Origin of the sequence: Actinocrinis puniceicyclus (assembly GCF_018283645.1) — a bacterium.
GTDB lineage: Bacteria > Actinomycetota > Actinomycetes > Streptomycetales > Catenulisporaceae > Actinocrinis > Actinocrinis puniceicyclus.
In genome coordinates, this window is record NZ_JAGSXH010000047.1 from 1 (window position 1) to 17,154 (window position 17,154).

The 17,154-nt window shown below is 71.1% G+C and carries 14 protein-coding genes; 4 read left to right on the forward strand and 10 right to left on the reverse strand.

Translation table 11 applies throughout. The features are described 5' to 3' along the window. Positions 1-153: 153 nt before the first annotated feature. The 3 genes from KGA66_RS14655 to sodN form a co-directional block, all read right to left on the reverse strand. On the reverse strand, positions 154-1,089 hold the full coding sequence (locus tag KGA66_RS14655) for an RNA polymerase sigma factor SigF (protein WP_438822045.1): 936 nt from the start codon (positions 1,087-1,089) through the stop codon (positions 154-156). A gap of 149 nt (positions 1,090-1,238) precedes the next feature. Continuing rightward, positions 1,239-1,637 carry an ATP-binding protein gene (locus tag KGA66_RS14660; protein WP_211468663.1) on the reverse strand — a complete coding sequence of 133 codons (399 nt, stop codon included), beginning with the start codon at positions 1,635-1,637 and terminating at the stop codon, positions 1,239-1,241. A 304-nt stretch (positions 1,638-1,941) separates the two neighbouring features. Continuing rightward, on the reverse strand, positions 1,942-2,355 hold the full coding sequence (gene sodN, locus KGA66_RS14665; RefSeq protein ID WP_246507845.1) for a superoxide dismutase, Ni: 414 nt from the start codon (positions 2,353-2,355) through the stop codon (positions 1,942-1,944). 93 nt (positions 2,356-2,448) lie between these two features. On the opposite strand from sodN, the gene sodX reads away from it, so the two are divergent. After that, positions 2,449-2,814 carry a nickel-type superoxide dismutase maturation protease gene (sodX, locus tag KGA66_RS14670; RefSeq protein ID WP_211468664.1) on the forward strand — a complete coding sequence of 122 codons (366 nt, stop codon included), beginning with the start codon at positions 2,449-2,451 and terminating at the stop codon, positions 2,812-2,814. Here the strand turns inward: sodX and KGA66_RS31610 are convergent. Continuing rightward, positions 2,792-3,358 carry a CGNR zinc finger domain-containing protein gene (locus KGA66_RS31610; RefSeq protein WP_211468665.1) on the reverse strand — a complete coding sequence of 189 codons (567 nt, stop codon included), beginning with the start codon at positions 3,356-3,358 and terminating at the stop codon, positions 2,792-2,794. The two genes, sodX and KGA66_RS31610, sit on opposite strands and share 23 nt — an antisense overlap. A 613-nt stretch (positions 3,359-3,971) precedes the next feature. Between KGA66_RS31610 and KGA66_RS14680 the strand changes: the two genes are divergently transcribed. Next, complete coding sequence (locus tag KGA66_RS14680; protein WP_211468666.1) at positions 3,972-5,177, forward strand: NAD(P)-dependent malic enzyme; 1,206 nt, start codon at positions 3,972-3,974, stop codon at positions 5,175-5,177. A 117-nt stretch (positions 5,178-5,294) separates the two neighbouring features. Further along, the gene (locus KGA66_RS14685; RefSeq protein WP_211468667.1) at positions 5,295-6,254 is read left to right on the forward strand and encodes a zinc-binding dehydrogenase; all 960 of its coding nucleotides are present in this window, start codon (positions 5,295-5,297) and stop codon (positions 6,252-6,254) included. 102 nt (positions 6,255-6,356) lie between these two features. Here KGA66_RS14685 and KGA66_RS14690 read toward each other — a convergent pair whose 3' ends face one another. From KGA66_RS14690 to KGA66_RS14715, 6 genes are all read right to left on the reverse strand, one after another. Further along, a complete protein-coding gene (locus KGA66_RS14690; protein ID WP_211468668.1) occupies positions 6,357-7,451 on the reverse strand; it encodes a PadR family transcriptional regulator in 1,095 nt (364 codons plus the stop codon). Continuing rightward, positions 7,448-8,488 carry a DUF4097 family beta strand repeat-containing protein gene (locus KGA66_RS14695; RefSeq protein ID WP_211468669.1) on the reverse strand — a complete coding sequence of 347 codons (1,041 nt, stop codon included), beginning with the start codon at positions 8,486-8,488 and terminating at the stop codon, positions 7,448-7,450. Before KGA66_RS14695 ends, KGA66_RS14690 begins: the two co-directional genes overlap by 4 nt. 163 nt (positions 8,489-8,651) lie before the next feature. Beyond that, on the reverse strand, positions 8,652-8,834 hold the full coding sequence (locus KGA66_RS14700; RefSeq protein WP_211468694.1) for a DUF6104 family protein: 183 nt from the start codon (positions 8,832-8,834) through the stop codon (positions 8,652-8,654). A gap of 176 nt (positions 8,835-9,010) precedes the next feature. Further along, positions 9,011-12,850, reverse strand: a complete 3,840-nt coding sequence (locus KGA66_RS14705) for a multifunctional oxoglutarate decarboxylase/oxoglutarate dehydrogenase thiamine pyrophosphate-binding subunit/dihydrolipoyllysine-residue succinyltransferase subunit (protein WP_211468670.1) — start codon at positions 12,848-12,850, stop codon at positions 9,011-9,013. 419 nt (positions 12,851-13,269) lie between these two features. Then, positions 13,270-14,346 carry a HAMP domain-containing sensor histidine kinase gene (locus KGA66_RS14710; RefSeq protein WP_369015875.1) on the reverse strand — a complete coding sequence of 359 codons (1,077 nt, stop codon included), beginning with the start codon at positions 14,344-14,346 and terminating at the stop codon, positions 13,270-13,272. A gap of 125 nt (positions 14,347-14,471) precedes the next feature. Continuing rightward, positions 14,472-15,347 carry a response regulator transcription factor gene (locus KGA66_RS14715; RefSeq protein WP_211468671.1) on the reverse strand — a complete coding sequence of 292 codons (876 nt, stop codon included), beginning with the start codon at positions 15,345-15,347 and terminating at the stop codon, positions 14,472-14,474. Between the two features lie 137 nt (positions 15,348-15,484). On the opposite strand from KGA66_RS14715, the gene pgi reads away from it, so the two are divergent. Further along, a complete protein-coding gene (pgi, locus tag KGA66_RS14720; protein ID WP_211468672.1) occupies positions 15,485-17,140 on the forward strand; it encodes a glucose-6-phosphate isomerase in 1,656 nt (551 codons plus the stop codon). Positions 17,141-17,154: the final 14 nt, after the last annotated feature.

The following is a 17,154-nucleotide window of genomic DNA, read 5'->3' on the forward strand; positions in this document are numbered from 1 at the left end:
CAGCGACCGCGAGATGCGACTGCTGAAGGAGCGGCACGTCAGACCACACGAGTTCCACGGCGAGTGGAACTACGACCTGATTGCGACCGAACCGCCCGAATGAGCGTGTCGTTCATTTCCAGGCCCTGACCGCCGCGCGCGCCGCGCCGCCCTTTACTCGTCGACCAGCAGCTTCTCGCGCAACTGCGCGAGCGTGCGGGCGAGCAGCCGGGAGACGTGCATCTGCGAGATGCCGATCTCGTCGGCGATCTGAGACTGCGTCATGTTGCCGAAGAAGCGCAGCAGCAAAATCCGCTTCTCGCGCGCCGGCAGCTGTTCCAGCAGCGGCTTGAGCGATTCGCGGTACTCCACGCCCTCCAGCGCCTCGTCCTCGCTGCCGAGCGAGTCGGCCACGGCCGGGGACTCGTCGTCGCCGGACTCAGGCACGTCGAGCGACAGCGTTGAGTAAGCGTTGGCCGATTCGAGCCCTTCGAGCACCTCTTCCTCGGACAGGCCCAGGTGCCCGGCGAGCTCGCCCACGGTGGGGGAGCGACCGTTGCGCTGGGACAGTTCGCTGGTCGCCGCGGTCAGCGACAGCCGCAGCTCCTGCAGCCGACGCGGCACGCGCACGGCCCAGCCCTTGTCCCGGAAGTGCCGCTTGATCTCCCCGATGATCGTGGGAGTGGCGTAGGTGGAGAACTCCACACCGCGCTGCGGGTCGAACCGGTCCACCGACTTGATCAGGCCGATCGTGGCCACCTGGGTCAGGTCGTCGAGCGGTTCGCCGCGATTGCGGAAGCGCCGGGCCAGATGCTCGACCAGCGGCAGGTGCATGCGCACCAGCCGATCGCGGATCTGCGCCCGGGCCGGGTCCTGCGGGGTGAGCTCGGCCATCCGGCGGAACAGTTCGCGGGCCTCGGCGTGCGCGGCGGCGTGCGCCGAACTGCGCGGGGTGCTCTGATGCGTGCCCTGGTGCGGGGTGCGCACCGCACCGGCTTCCGGTTCGGCGGCGGGAAGTTCGAAGGCGCCGTCGCCTTCCAGGGCGTCGACGTCCGCGCCGTTGACCGCGGCGCCGTCGACCTCCGCGCCGTTCACGTCCGCAGCGTCCATGTCCGCAGCGTCCATGTCCGCAGCGTCCATGTCCGCAGCTTCCACGTCGGTACCGCTGAGGTCCGCGGACTCGGCGTCCAGGGCGTGCGAGTCCACGCTGCCGGGGTGGGCGCCGCCGGGCGCCGGGGTGGTCGGGGTGTGCGCGGTAGTCACTCTGCCGCCTTCTCCAGGCCGTCGCGCCGCTTGACCATGGTGATCGCCACCGTTCGCCCGTCCTCGGCGGTCACCGCGTCCACCTCGCCGGCCAGGGCGGTCAGCACCGTCCAGGCGAACGTGTCGCGGGCAGGCGGCCTGCCATCCGAGGTCGGCGCCGAGACCGTGATCGCCAACGCGCTGCCCGCCAGGTCGAAACGGCACGTCAGGCTCGTGCCCTCGACCGCCTTCTGCAGCAACATGGCGCAGGACTCGTCGACCGCGATCCGCAGGTCCTCGATCTCGTCCAGGGTGAAGTCCAGCCGTGCGGCCAGACCCGCGGTCGCCGTGCGCAGCACGGACAGATAGGCTCCGACGGCCGGGATGCGCACCTCCACGAAGTCGCGATCCTCCACCGCGGTCGCCCCTCCCGCCGAGCCCAGCCTTGAAGCGGCTTGTGTCCGTCCAACCGCGTCTTGGTCCACTGTGTCTGCCTCCCGCGTCCGTGCCAGGCAATCTGCCCCACGCCGACCGCACGCATCGTATGCAGCCGCACCCTGCTGTGAGAAGAAAGTACCTCCAACGGGTGACCGCTGTCGCCTCGCAACACTGATACGTCCGGGCACTTTTCCACAGCCGCGCCACCCCGGTGTGGACAACGGCCGGGACGGCCGGGCGGTTCCCGGCGCCCCGGCCGTCGCAGAGGCCGCAGATCGCAGGTCAGGCGGCCTGCTTGGTCTCCCAGAAGATCTTGTCGATCTCGGCGATCAGATCGAGCAGGCGCTGACCGGTGGCCGGGTCGTTCGAGCCCTTCGCGCCGCTCGCGCCGGCGGCCTTGACCGCGTCGTTGAACAGCCCGTGCAACTGCGGGTATTTCTCGAAGTGCGCGGCCTTGAAGTAGTCCGCCCACAGCACCTCCAGGTGGTGCTTGACCAGTTCGGCCCGCTGCTCCTTGATCTGGACCGCGCGGGTGCGGAAGGTCGGGTCCTCGTTGCCCTGGTACTTCTCCTGGATCGCCTTGACCGACTCCGCTTCGATCCGGGCCTGCGCCGGGTCGTATACGCCGCACGGCAGGTCGCAGTGTGCGTACGCGGTCAGCCTTGGGGCGAAGATGCGCATCGGTGACAGCTTCATGAGGGATGTCCCCTTCGGTCCTCTACGGTTCGGTCCGTGTCCGAGCCTACTCCGCACCCACCCGTGCCGCCGAGCATGGGATCATCGCGTGCTGTGAGCGCTGTCACCGGTTCGGCCCCATTCGGTCTGGCGCGCGTCTCCGGTGCGTCCATGGTGCCGGCGTACTACGACGGCGACAGGCTGCTGGTTCGCTACGGCGCGCCGGTCGGTCCGGGAGACGTCGTGCTCGCCCGCGATCCGCGCGATCCGCAACTGGTGCTGCTCAAGCGGATCGCACGGCGCGAAGACGGCGGCTGGTGGCTGCTCGCGGACAACCCCTACGCGCCGGGGGACTCCCGCCAGTTCGGCGCAGTGCCCGACGAACTGGTGATCGGGCGGGTGCTCGCGCGGCTCTGGCCGCCGAGGGCGGTGCGGCGAAGCGGCGCCGGCCGGTTGTTCAGGTCGCGACGCCGGAGGTAGCCAGCGCGGCCTCCCGGCGGCGCGCCCGGTACGCGGCGACGTTCGCCCGGGTCGCGCAGCGCTCGGAGCAGTAGCGCCGAGAGCGGTTCGTCGAGGTGTCGATGAATACATCGCGACACGGTGCCGCCTGACACACGCCGAGCCGGTCCATGCCGACCTCGGTGGCTTGCACGGCCAAACCCATGCACGCCTTCGCGCCGTACGCGGCCGCCGTGGATGGCGCGCCCTCGGCCAGATGCAGATGCCAGTCCGTATCGTCGTGCCCGGAGATCTGGGGCCTGATCGGATACTGCTCCAGCAGTTGGTTCAGCACGGCCACGGCCTGTTGCGGGTCTCCCGCCTCCACCGCGTCGAACACGACCCGCAGTCGGTGGCGCAGCGATCGCAGCTCGACCAGGTCTGCGTGGGAGAGCCGTCCGCAGGCGCCTTGACGGGACAGCAGCGCCCGTGCGTCATCGACCGTCGTAAGGCGGTCCTGGTCGCGGTACGGATCGGCCGTATTCACCAGCTGTACGGCGCGGTCCGCGTAGGAGGCAAGTTCCACTGCGTTGACCTCGGTGTTGTCATGCGAACGGTAATGGCGTGTGGGACGGGTCGGCGGTTCGTACCCGCGTGCTTACCGTACGCGATTCGCGGCTCGCGGGAGCGGACTTGCCGTTACGGTACGCCTCTATGCGGGCTTGGCAAGCCTACGGATTGCCCGGATCAGCGCTGCGGGCGCGGGTTACAGCCGTGCGGGCCGTCCGGTAAAACCCGTCGTGATCATGCCTATTTGCCGAAAATCACACCGTCTGAAGGATCACGGACTGAGTCATTCCCTGGAAACTCCCTGCCGCGGCGGCGTAGGGTTTCCGTAAGAGTCCAGCCCGGCGCCCTGCGCACCGGGCCGTGTGATTCCGCATCGGCAGGCCCGGTTCGTCACCCTCAGCCGGCTGGCCCGCGGTGTCACAATGACCACAGCGACCGGACACCAACGGTTATCGGTCGGCCTCGGCCGCGCATCTCCACCCTCGCGCGCGTCTCGGCGGTCGGCCGCACCCTCCACCCTCCCGGTGCCTCGACGGGCGCAGCACCGCCGGGTGGGCGGTTCGCCCGCTCACCCGATCGTCCTGGTGCGCACCGCGGGGACACCCAGCCGACCGAAGGATGCTCCCCCCATGCCTGGGCAGTTCCCCTCCTCCCAGCCCGCGCCCGGTGGCTCGCCCGAGTCCGCCGGCAATCCCGTGTTCGCGTTGCACCGCGGCGGCAAGCTGGCCGTCGCCGCGACCGTGCCGCTGCGCGACCGGGACGACCTCTCGCTCGCGTACACCCCGGGTGTGGCCGAGGTGTGCACCGCGATCGCCGAGCGTCCCGAGCTGGCGCTCGACTACACCTGGAAGTCCAACACCGTGGCCGTGGTCACCGACGGCACCGCCGTGCTCGGCCTCGGCGACATCGGCCCGCTTGCCGCGCTGCCCGTGATGGAGGGCAAGGCGATCCTGTTCAAGCACTTCGGCGGCGTGGACGCGGTCCCGATCTGCCTGGACTGCACGGACGTGGACGAGCTGGTGGAGACGATCGCCCGGCTCGCTCCGGCCTTCGGCGGGATCAACCTGGAGGACATCTCCGCCCCGCGCTGCTTCGAGATCGAGGCGCGGCTGCGGGACCGGCTGGACATCCCGGTCTTCCACGACGACCAGCACGGCACCGCGATCGTGCTGCTCGCGGCGCTGCGCAACGCGGCCACGGTCACCGGCCGCACGCTCGCGCAGCTGCGCGCGGTGATCTCCGGCGCCGGCGCGGCGGGGGTGGCCATCGCGAAGATCCTCGTGCAGGCGGGCATCGGAGACGTGGCGGTCGCCGACTCCAAGGGCATCGTGGACGCCGGCCGGGAGGACCTGAACCCGGTGAAGCGCGAGCTTGCGGCGCTGACCAACCGCGCCGGGCTCAGCGGCAGCCTTGAGTCGGCGCTGGCCGGCGCGGACGTGTTCATCGGCGTGTCGGCCGGTACCGTGCCCGAGTCCGCGGTCGCCACCATGGCGCGGGACTGCATCATCACCGCGATGGCGAACCCGAATCCGGAGATCCACCCGGACGTGGCCCGCAAATACGCCGCCGTGGTCGCCACCGGCCGCTCGGACTTCCCCAACCAGGTCAACAACGTGCTGGCCTTCCCCGGGGTGTTCGCCGGGGCGTTGTCGGTACGCGCCGCGCAGATCACCGAGTCGATGAAGCTGGCCGCCGCCGACGCACTGGCCGCCGTGGTCGCCGACGAGCTCTCGCCCGAGTGCGTGATCCCGTCGCCCTTCGACCCGCGGGTCGCGCCCGCGGTCACCGCGGCCGTGGCGCAGGCGGCCCGGGAGGCGGGGGTCGCGCGCGGCTGAGCCCGCCGCGCGCGAGACGATCGAGTGCGAGAGCCTGAGCCTTCTGTCGGCGGCCTCGGCTGTGACGCTGGTCCTACTCGGTGGCCGCCTCGGTTACCGGTGGGTAGGGTGAGGCGCATGTTCGCTGTCTACGCCGCTGCCATCGACAAGGACGAGCCGCTCAAGGGCCTCGCGCTGGCGCAGCGCCCGGAACCCGAGGCGCCCCCGGGCTGGACCACGGTCCGGCTGCGCGCGGCCGCCCTCAACCATCACGACCTGTGGTCGCTGCGCGGGGTCGGCCTGTCCGGGGCGCAGCTGCCGATGATCCTCGGCTGCGACGGTGCCGGCATCGACGAGGACGGCAACGAGGTGGTCGTACACGCCGTCGTCGGCGAGGCGGGGCGCGGGGTCGCCGATGGTGAGCGGCCAACGATTCTGACGGAGCGTTATCAGGGCACCTTCGCCGAGCGGGTGGCGGTGCCGCGGTGGAACCTGCTGCCCAAGCCGGCCGCGCTCTCGTTCGAGCAGGCCGCCTGTCTGCCGACCGCGTGGCTGACGGCCTATCGGATGCTGTTCACGCGCTCGGGGACGCGTCCGGGCGACACGGTCCTGGTGCAGGGCGCGGGCGGCGGGGTCGCCACGGCGCTGATCGTGCTCGCGCGCGCGGCGGGGTACCGCGTATGGGCTACGTCGCGCTCCGAGGAGAAACGCGCACGCGCGCTCGAACTCGGCGCGCACCGGGCGTTCGAGTCCGGGGCGAGACTGCCGGAGCGGGTGGACGCGGTGATGGAGACCGTGGGCGCGGCGACCTGGGCACACTCGGTGGCCTCGGTGCGCGAGGAGGGCACGATCGTGATCTCGGGGGCGACCTCGGGACCCAATCCGCCGGCCGCGCTGACCCGGGTCTACTTCCACCAGTTGCGGGTGGTCGGCTCGACCATGGGTTCGCGCGACGAACTGGCCGGGCTGTTGCGCTTCTGTGAGGTCTCCGGGGTGCGCCCGGTCATCGACTCGGTGCTGCCGTTGGCGCAGGCCGCGGACGGCTTCGCGAAGATGCAGACCGGCGACCTCATCGGCAAGATCGTCTTCACGGTCTGATCCACGGGACGCGACGCGCCTGTGCCCCGCCGGAACGGATCCGGCGGGGCACAGGCGCGTTACGAGCCGGGTCGCGACGCCGGGATCAGGACGCTGCCGGGATCAGGCCGCGTCGCCGGGGCCGCGGTCGTGCGGTCCCTCGAACAGGTTCCGCAGGTCCGCCACCGCCCGGTCGATGATCGCCTTCGCCTCGGCCTTCTGCGTCTCGGACAGCGGTCCGTGGCGGCGCAGGCTGTCGAAGAAGGGGCCGGCGTCCCGGCGCACGCCCTCGAACAGGTCTCGAAGCTGCGGGCCGAACACCTCCCAGTCGAAGGGGCGCCGGCCGCCGCTCTTGCCGCCGCCCGGCTGACCGGGCACCGCGTCCTGCGGCTCGCCCGCGGGGGGCTGGTCGGCCCGTTCCCGCGTGCCGCCCTCCTCGTGACCCCAGAACGGCGCGCCGCCGAACAGCCAGGCCCACGGCGGTCCCGGCGGCTGACCCTGGCGCTGCCGGGCCCACTGCTCCTCCCACTGCTCCTTCCACTGGCGTGCCCACTGCTCCTTCCAGGCGCGCTGCCAGTCCTTCCACTGCTCGCGCTGCCCGCCCAGGTCGCGCTTCCAGTCCCGCCACTGCTCGCGCTGCTCGCGCTTCCAGTCGCGCCACTGGTCCCGGTCCCAGTCCGCAGACTCGGGCGGCGGGCCCCCGGGCATCGAGCGCCAGTCGAACGGCGCGCCCGGGCCCCAGGCGCCAGGCCGCGGGCCCGCACCCGCGGCCGAGCCGGCCCCGGTTCCGGCGCGGGCCGGGCCCTCGGAGGCTTCGCGCGCGGCCTGCAGCGCCGCTTCACGGGCCTCCGCCTCCAGCTCCTCGCGCACGGTGCGGGCGGACTCGCGCACCTCGTCGCGGATGCCCTCGGCCAGATCGTTGACCGAGTCGCGGATCTCGCTCTCCAGCGCCTCAAGTTCCTCGGCGCGCGCCGCCAGCTCGCGACGTCCGGCCTCGGTGATCTGGTAGACCTTCCGGCCCCCGTCCGTCTCGTGCCGCACCAGGCCCTCGGATTCCAGCCGGGCCAGGCGCGGGTAAACCGTGCCGGCGCTCGGCGCGTAGAGCCCCGCGAAGCGCTCACGCAACTGCTGGATGATCTCGTAACCGTGCCGCGGGCTCTCCTCCAGCAGCTTGAGCAGGTAAAGCCGTAGCCGGCCGTGGCCGAAGACAGGGGTCATCGCGCTTCCTCGCTGTTCTCGCCGTTTTCGCCGTCCGTGCCGGTCCCGGCCGGGTCCGTCGCGTCGGCGTGCGTGCCGTCGTGCTGTCCGCCCGGACCGCCGGCGTCGTGCGGCTGAGATGCGCCGCCCTGCGCCGTGTCGCCTCCAGGTACCGCGTCCTCGGGGACGGCGTCCTTCGGGTCTTGCCGGGCGGCGGGCCGCTCGTCCTCGACGAGCACGTCCCAGGGCTCTTCGTCGGCGCTGCGTCGCAGCAGCGTCACCGAGCCGGAGACCGTCTTGCCGGTCAGCACCGCGGTTCCGCCGCCCACCGTGCCGGTCAGCTTCTGCGAGCCGCGCATACCGCTGGCGCGCACCTCGGGGAAGGAGCTGACGGCCCGTCCGTTCGCGGTGCCGAGGTCCACGCGCACATCGGGGTCGTGCGGCAGCCGGACGGTCATCGCCCCCGACACGCACTGCAGCTTCACCGACGAAGGCACCGGCTGCTCAAGGTCCAGCGCGATCGCGCCCGACACGGCGGACAGGTCGATCGCGCCGCCCGCCCCGGCGATCACCGTGATCGCACCGGAGACCGCCTTGACCGCCAGGTCGCCGGTCACCTGCTCGGCGGTCACCGCCCCGGACACGGTCGAGACGCGCGCCTCGCCGTGCACGCCCGCCAGCGTCACCTCGCCGGACACGCCCTTGACCGAGACGCGCTCGTGGAAGTTCGACACCACGACCGGGCCGGACAGGACCCTGACGTCGACCAGCGCGTCCGGAGGCAGCGCGAGCGAGAGCTCGACTTCCATCCGCTTGCCGGCCAGCAGCCACTGGAACAGTTGCGGCCTGGCGTACTCGCCGTGCCGCACCACCAGCTCGCCGCTGTCCGACAGCTCGACCTGGAGCGGCGGTCCGCTCAGCTTGGTCACCTCCAGCGTGGCCGGGCCGTCCTTGCCGATGAGGTTGACTCGACCGGCCACGGCGCTCAGGCGCACCGAACGCACACCGTCACCCAGGGCCACCTGGTCCGGGTGCTCCAACTTCCAGCTCTCTGGCATCTACGCGGCCCTCCCGCATTCCGAGGGACGCGATGTATCGCGTCTCTGTAAAACCACGATATATCGCGTTGCCGGGAAGTCAAGCCACGGGCGGCGACCGCCGCCGCCCGGCCGCCGCGACGTGCGGAAACGCCCTCTGCGGCCGGCGGGGGTGCCGCGCTGGTCAGTCGTCCTCTTCCGCGTCGTCCAGCCGCGCCAGCCACGTGGCCAGCCGCTCGATCGGCGTTTCGAACTCCGGGTTGAGGTCGACGAACTCGCGCAGCCGCTCGGCGACCCAGGCGAGTGAGACCATTTCCTCGCCACGCCGATCGTCGAGCTCTTCGATGCCGCGGTCGGTGAAGTACACCGGTGGTGCTCCGTTCCAGATCCGGTCTTCGTGCTCTTCTCGTGCGCCGATCTTCCCCATGCCGCGCATCCGCCGCGCGCATCCGCCGCGCGGTGCGCACCCGCGTCCGCCCGGGCGGACGAGGAAGCGGCCCCGGTCCGGATCGGACGGGGCCGCGTTCGTCGCCGGGGCGCCGCTCAGTCGGCGAATGCCTCTTCCACCACCCGGTGCTGCTCCACCTCGTGCCGCTTGGCCGAGCCGACCGCGGGCGAGGAGGAGGCCGGGCGCGAGACACAGGTCAGCGCTCGCCCGCCCAGTTCGGCCGGCAGGTTCAGCGCGATGAACGGCCAGGCGCCCTGGTTTGCCGGCTCCTCCTGCACCCACCGCACCTCGGCGCCGGCCGGGTACTTGCCGATCTCCGCCAGCAACTCAGCCGCGGGCAGCGGGTACAGCCGCTCGGCGCGCAGGATCGCCGTGTCGGTGATGGCCTGCTTGCCGCGGCGCGCGGCCAGATCCCAGTAGACCTTGCCGGAGCACACCAGGATCCGCCGCACCGCCTCGGGCTGCACGCCGGCGTCACCGAGCACCGGCTGGAAGCCGCGGTGGGCGAACTCCTCGATCGAGGAGGCCGCGGCCTTCAGCCGCAGCATCGACTTCGGCGTGAACACCACCAGCGGCTTGTGCGCCGGGTTGTGCGCCTGCCAGCGCAGCAGGTGGAAGTAGGAGGACGGCAGCGACGGCATCGCCACGGTCATGTTGTTCTGGGCACACATCTGGAGGTACCGCTCGATCCGGGCCGAGGAGTGGTCCGGTCCCTGACCCTCGTATCCGTGCGGAAGCAGCAGTACCACGCCCGAGTGCTGGCCCCACTTCTGCTCGCCGGAGGAGATGAACTCGTCCACGATGGTCTGCGCGCCGTTGCCGAAGTCGCCGAACTGCGCCTCCCACAGCACCAGCGCCCCGGGACGGGCCACCGAGTAGCCGTACTCGAAGCCCATCGCGGCGAACTCGGAGAGCATCGAGTCGTACACCGAATACGTGGCCTGGTTCTCGGACAGGTACGACAGCGGCGTGTACTCCTTGGCCGAGTGCCGGTCCACGATCACGTGGTGCCGCTGGACGAAGGTGCCGCGCCGCGAGTCCTGGCCGGTGAGACGGACCGGCACGCCCTCCATCAGCAGCGAGCCGAAGGCGAGGGTCTCACCCATCGCCCAGTCGATCGTGCCGTCGGTGACCATCTGCGCCCGGCGCTGGAGCTGGGGCACCACGCGCGGGTGCGCCTCGAAGCCCTCGGGCAGGTTGACGTGCACCTCGACGATCCGCTTGACCACCTCGTCGCTGATCGCGGTGCTCACCGGAACCGGGAACGGCACGCCGTCCTCGGTGTGCCCGTTGAAGGTCAGCGACGACGCGTCCGTCTTCGGCGCGCTGTCCTTGGTCTCCGCGAAAACCTGCTCCAGCTTCGACTGGTAGTCCTTGAGCGCGGCCTCCGCCTCGTCCAGGGTGATGTCGCCGCGGCCGATCAGCGCCTCGGTGTAGAGCTTGCGCACCGAGCGCTTGGCCTCGATCAGCTGGTACATCAGCGGCTGGGTCATCGACGGGTCGTCGCCCTCGTTGTGCCCGCGCCGCCGGTAGCAGACCATGTCGATCACGACGTCCTTGTTGAACGACTGGCGGAACTCGAAGGCCAGCTGGGCGACTCGGACGCACGCCTCGGGATCGTCGCCGTTGACGTGGAAGATCGGCGCCTCGACCATGCGCGCCACGTCGGTCGCGTACACCGAGGAGCGCGAGAAGACCGGCGAGGTGGTGAAGCCGACCTGGTTGTTGATCACCAGGTGGATCGTGCCGCCGGTGCGGAACCCGCGTAGCTGCGACATGTTCAGCGTCTCGGCGACCACGCCCTGTCCGGCGAACGCGGCGTCTCCGTGCATCAGGATCGGCAACACGGTGAAGGCGGTGCCGGCCTTGTTGATGATGTCCTGCTTGGCCCGCACGTAGCCTTCGAGGACCGGGTCCACCGCCTCCAGATGCGAGGGGTTGGCCACCAGCGAGACCTTGATCTGCTTGCCGGAGAGCGCCGTGAAGGTGCCCTCGGTGCCCAGGTGGTACTTCACGTCGCCGGAGCCGTGCATCGACTTCGGGTCGAGGTTGCCCTCGAACTCGCTGAACACCTTGCCGTACGGCTTGCCGACGATGTTCGTCAGGACATTGAGACGGCCGCGGTGCGGCATGCCGATCGCGGCCTCGTCCAGGCCCTGCTCGGCGGCCGCGGAGATGATCTGGTCCAGCAGCGGGATCGCCGATTCGCCGCCTTCCAGCGAGAAGCGCTTCTGGCCGACGTACTTGACCTGCAGGAAGGTTTCGAACGCCTCGGCCGCGTTGAGCCGGTTGAGGATGCGCAACTGCTCCTCGCGGGTCGGCTTGGCGTTGCCGGCCTCCACCTTCGACTGGATCCAGCGGCGCTGCTCCGGGTCCTGGATGTGCATGTACTCGATGCCGACGGTGCGGCAGTACGAGTCGCGCAGCACCCCGAGGATGTCGCGCAGCTTCATCAGCGGCTTTCCGCCGAAGCCGCCGGTGGCGAACTCGCGCTCCAGGTCCCACAGGGTCAGCCCGTGCGACACCACGTCGAGGTCGGGGTGGCGGCGCTGCTTGTACTCAAGCGGGTCGGTGTCCGCCATCAGGTGCCCGCGGGTGCGGTAGGAGTCGATCAGCTCGATGACGCGCGCCGTCTTGCTGATGTCGTTCTCGTGCGAGGCGGGGATGTCCTGGATCCAGCGCACCGGCTCGTACGGGATGCGCAGCGACTCGAAGACCTTGTCGTAGAACCCGTCCTCGCCCAGCAGCAGCCGGTGGATCGCGCGCAGGAACTCGCCGGACTGCGCGCCCTGGATGATGCGGTGGTCGTAGGTGGAGGTCAGCGTCATGACCTTGCTCACCGCGAGGCGCGACAGCGTCTCCTCGCTCGCACCCTGGTACTCGGCGGGGTACTCCATGGCCCCGACGCCGAGGATCGCGCCCTGACCCTTCATCAGGCGCGGCACCGAGTGCACGGTACCGATACCGCCCGGGTTCGTCAGCGAGATCGTGGTGCCGGCGAAGTCGTCCGCCGTCAGCTTGTTGTTGCGCGCCTTGCGGACGATGTCCTCGTAGGACTGCCAGAACTCGCGGAAGTCCATCAGTTCCGCGGCCTTGATCGAGGGCACCACCAGCGAGCGCGAGCCGTCCGGCTTGGTCACGTCGATGGCCAGGCCGAGGTTGACGTGCTCGGGGGTGACCACCGCGGGCTTGCCGTCGACCTGGGCGTAAGAGGCGTTCATGGCCGGCATGGCCTTGACCGCCTGCACCATCGCGAAGCCGATGAGGTGGGTGAAGGAGACCTTGCCGCCGCGGGCGCGCTTGAGGAAGTTGTTGACCACGATGCGGTTGTCGATCAGCAGCTTCGCCGGGACCGCGCGCACGGAGGTGGCTGTCGGCAGTTCGAGCGAGACCTCCATGTTCGACACGACCCGGGCGGCCGGGCCCTTGAGCACGGTGGTCTGCGAGCCGCCGCCGGCGGGCGTGGAGGCGGCGGGCGGAGCGGTGATCGCGGCGTCGCGCGGCACGCCGCTGGCCGGGGAGACGGCGACCGGCGTCGGCTTGGCGGCGATGCCGTCGGGCGCGGCGGGCGTGGCCGGCTCGGCAGCGGGCGTGGGCGCGGCGGGTGCCGCCGGCCCTGCCGTCGGCGCCGGTGCGGCTGAAGCGGGGGCCGCGGCCTGCCGGGCCGGCGCGCTGGGGCGCTGGGGCGCGCTCGTGGCCGGCGTGCTCGCCGCCGCCGCGGTGGCGGCGGTGTCGGTCGGCTGGTAGTCGGCGAAGAAGTCCCACCACGCCTTGTCCACGGAGGCCGGATCGCGCAGGTACTGCTGGTAGATCTCATCGACGAGCCACTCGTTGGGCCCGAACTCGGCCGCTGTGTGCGCGGCGGGGTGGTTCGGGCCCCCCTGCGCCGGCTCTGTCGAGGTCGATGTGGACGCTGACGTGGACTGTGGCGACACGGCGGGTTCCGCCCTCTTCCGCTTCGTAGATCCGTGTTCTATGGCTGTGCCGGTGAACAGCCGGATGCCAGGTGGGGCGCCCGCATGCATGAATAAAGCCCTGCGGGAACTCCCAGCGGGCAGCGGTCATCCAGATTACGCCCTTTTCCGGGCCGATCGCCGCTTGTCGCGCTGAACAGCGACGAGTATCACACTGTCCACCGCGTTTACCACCCAGGAAGATGGTAGCCGGATAGCCCGGAATGACTACAGCTGGATGAGCCGCGAACGAGGCGTGCGGAGCCGTGTGCGCCGAGTCATCGCACTGCGCCGGGCCGGCCGGCCGACCGCGTTCGCGACCTTCGCCGTTCACCCTTGGTTCAACGGCACCGCGCATGCCCGCATTCCGTGCGAATCCACGCGTCGTCTCGATCGCCGTCTCACAGTCCGGACGCGGTTGGGCGGGCGGGCGGTTGCGAATCGGCGGGCAGCTCGACCCGGATCAGCGCGCCGCGGCTGGACGGGGCGACTTCGATCGTGCCGCCGTGCAGTTCGATCGCCCAGCGCGCGATGGCCAGCCCGAGCCCGGTGCCGCCGCCGGTCGGCTGCCCGCCGCCGTCCGTCCCGCGGGTGAATCGCTCGAACACGCGGGTCCGCTCGCCCTCCGGGATGCCGGGCCCCTCGTCGGCCACCTCGATCCGGATGCCGCCGCCCCACCGCGCGGCCGCGCCGACCCGTACCACGCCGTCCGGAGGGGAGTGCTTGGCCGCGTTGTCCACCAGGTTCGCGACGACCTGGTGCAGCCGGGACTGGTCGGCCCGGGCGATCAGGTCGCGCGGCTCGACCGACAGGCTGAAGCGCACCGGCCGCGCGGCTGCCGCGGCCTCGCCCACGGCGCGGGCCAGGAACGGCTCGACGGCGAAGTCGGACAGGTCCAGCGGTACCGCCCCGGCCTCCAGCCGGGAGAGGTCCAGCAGTTCCTCGACCAGCCGGCCGAGCCGCTCGGTCTGCGTCAAAGCGGCCTTGACCACCGCGTCGTCCGGCCCGGTCACCCCGTCCACCACGTTCTCCAGCACGGCGCGCAGGACCGAGATCGGGGTGCGCAGTTCGTGCGAGACGTTCGCGATCAGCTCGCGGCGCTGCCGGTCCGCCGCGCCGAGGTCCGCGGCCATCTGGTTGAACGCCCCGGCGAGTTCGCCGACCTCGTCCCGGGACGAGGCGCGGATCCGGCGGCTGTAGTCCCCGGCGGCCATCGCGCGCGCCGCGGCGGTCATCCGGCGCAGCGGGGACGTCATGCCGTGCGCGAGGATCTGGGTCACGATCATCGACAGCACGATCGCGGTCAGCACGACGTAACGCGCGCGGATGCCGATCGATACGCCGATCGCGGTAAAGGAGCCCGCGAAGGTGACGCTCGCGATCACCAGGATCCCGAGCTTCGCCTTGATCGAGCGGACCGGGTCCAGCGGGCGCAGGTCGAGCCAGAGCCGGCGCAACCGCGGAAAGCGCGCGAGCAGCGTGCCGAGGCCCGGCGTCCACGGGATCTCGTGCGGCGCCCCGGCAGGCAGGTCGCCAGGGCGCGGATCGCGGGCCTGCCGCGGGCCCGGATCGCGCTCCTCGCGCCGCCGCCGCCGCGGACCGTTCACGGCCGTTCCGGCGGTGGGTCCGCGGGCGTCGGCGGCGCCCCGGCCGCTTCCGGCCCCGTGGCCGTGGCCGTAGCCGTAGCAGCCTCTCCGTCGGCCTCGGCCTCCAGCGCGTAGCCGATCCCGTGCACGGTGCGGATCCACTCCGCCCCGATCTTCTTACGCAGAGCCTTGATATGTGAGTCGACGGTCCGGGTCCCCGAGGCGTCCGCCCAGTCCCACACCTCGGCCAGCAGCGACTCGCGGGACGCGACCGTCCCCGGCTTGCGTGCCAGGCAGCCGAGCAGGTCGAACTCGATCGGCGTGAGGTGCACGTCCGTCCCGTCCACCCGCACCCGCCGCGCCGCATGGTCGAGTTCCAGCGCGGGCCGCCCGTCGCGCGGCTCCTCGTGGCTCTCGCCGCGCCCCGCGGCCGCCGCGTGCCCTCGTAACCGCACCGAACGTGCCGCCTGCGCCTCATCGAGCCCGCGGGCGTGCTCCAGCGTCTGTTCGCGCACCACCTCGACCCGCCGCAGCAGCGCCTGCACCCGCGCGATCAGCTCCCGCATCGAGAACGGCTTGGTCAGGTAGTCGTCCGCGCCCGAACCGAGCCCCGCCAGCAGATCCGGCTCGGCGTCCCGCGCGGTGAGCATGAGCACCGGAGTCGGCCGTTCGCGTTGAATGCGCCTGCACACTTCGAGGCCGTCGAAGCCCGGCAGCATCACGTCCAGGACCACCGCGTCCGGCTTGTGCTCGCGCACGGCGGCCATCGCCCCCGGCCCGTCCCCGGCGTGCACCGTGGCGAACCCCGCCGCGGCCAGCCGCGCCACCACCGCGTCCGCGAGCGTCGGCTCGTCCTCGACGACCAGGATCAGGCGGCGCACGGGTGTGTCCATGTCGGGAAGCTTAGGCGCCGCCGTGAAACAGATGCGGCGTGGCCCGTAGTGCGCCGGGCCGATGTTAGGTTCGGCGGTGCAGTGAAGAAGACGTGTGGATATCAGTGGTTTCGACACCGCAGTTCGAGGAGACGCCGATGGCGCAGCAGTTGACCCAGACCGAGCAGTGGCAGGCCCTGGCGGACCACCGGGAGAAGTTCGGCGCGACGCATCTGCGGGAACTCTTCGCCGCGGACCCGCGGCGCGCGGGCAAGCACACGCTGCCGGTCGGCGATCTGACCGTCGACCTGTCCAAGAACCTGATCACCGACGAGACGCTGGCGCTGCTGGTGGGCCTCGCCCGCGCGCGCGGCGTCGAGGTCCTGCGCGACGCGATGTTCCGCGGCGAGAAGATCAACCTGACCGAGAACCGGGCCGTGCTGCACGTCGCGCTGCGCGCGCCGCGTTCGGAGCACATCGAGGTGGACGGCCAGGACGTCGTACCCGGCGTGCACGAGGTGCTTGACCGGATGGCCGCCTTCGCCGACCGCGTCCGTTCGGGCGAGTGGACCGGCCACGCGGTCGACGGACACGGCGGCAAGCCGATCCGCAACGTGGTCAACATCGGCATCGGCGGCTCGGACCTGGGCCCGGCGATGGCGTACGAGGCGCTGCGCGCGTACTCGGACCGCACGCGGGTGTTCCGCTTCGTCTCCAACGTGGACGGCGCGGACCTCCATGAGGCGACGCGCGACCTGGACCCGGCCGAGACCCTCTTCATCGTCTCCTCGAAGACCTTCACCACCGTGGAGACCGTCACCAACGCCACGTCGGCGCGCGCCTGGCTGCTGGCCGGGCTCGGCGGGGACGAGTCGGCCGTCGCAAAGCACTTCGTCGCGGTCTCGACGAACGCGGCCGAGGTGGCGAAGTTCGGCATCGACACGCGCAACATGTTCGGCTTCTGGGACTGGGTCGGCGGCCGCTACTCCTACGACTCGGCGATCGGCCTTTCGCTGATGATCGCGATCGGGCCGAAGCAGTTCCGCGAGATGCTGGACGGCTTCCACACCGTCGACGAGCACTTCCGCACCGCGCCGCTGGAGCGCAACGTGCCGGCGCTGCTCGGGCTGCTGGGCGTCTGGTATGGCTCCTTCTTCGACGCCCAGACCCATGCGGTGCTCCCGTACAGCCACTACCTGAGCAGGTTCTCCGCGTACCTCCAGCAGTTGGACATGGAGTCCAACGGCAAGAGCGTCCAGCGCGACGGCGAGCCGGTGGCCTGGCAGACCGGCCCGATCGTGTGGGGCACGCCGGGCACCAACGGCCAGCACGCCTACTACCAACTCATCCATCAGGGTACGAAAATCATCCCGGCCGACTTCATCGGCTTCGCCGAGCCGGTGATTCCCGCGGCCGACCCGCGCGGCGCGCACCAGGACATGCTGACCGCGAACTTCCTGGCCCAGACCGAGGCGCTGGCCTTCGGCAAGACCAGGGAGCAGGTGGAGGCGGAGGGCACGGATCCGGCGATCGTGCCGCACCGGGTGTTCAAGGGCAACCACCCGACGACCACGATCCTCGCCCCGACGCTGACGCCCTCGGTACTCGGCCAACTCGTCGCGCTCTATGAGCACAAGGTGTTCACCCAGGGTGCGGTGTGGAACATCAACTCCTTCGACCAGTGGGGCGTGGAGCTCGGCAAGGTGCTGGCGAAGAAGATCGAGCCCGAACTCGGCGCGGGCGGCTCACACGGCGAGCACGACTCGTCGACCACGAGCCTGATCGAGCGGTACCGCGGGCTGCGTGGCCGGTAGAGCTCGCACGCACG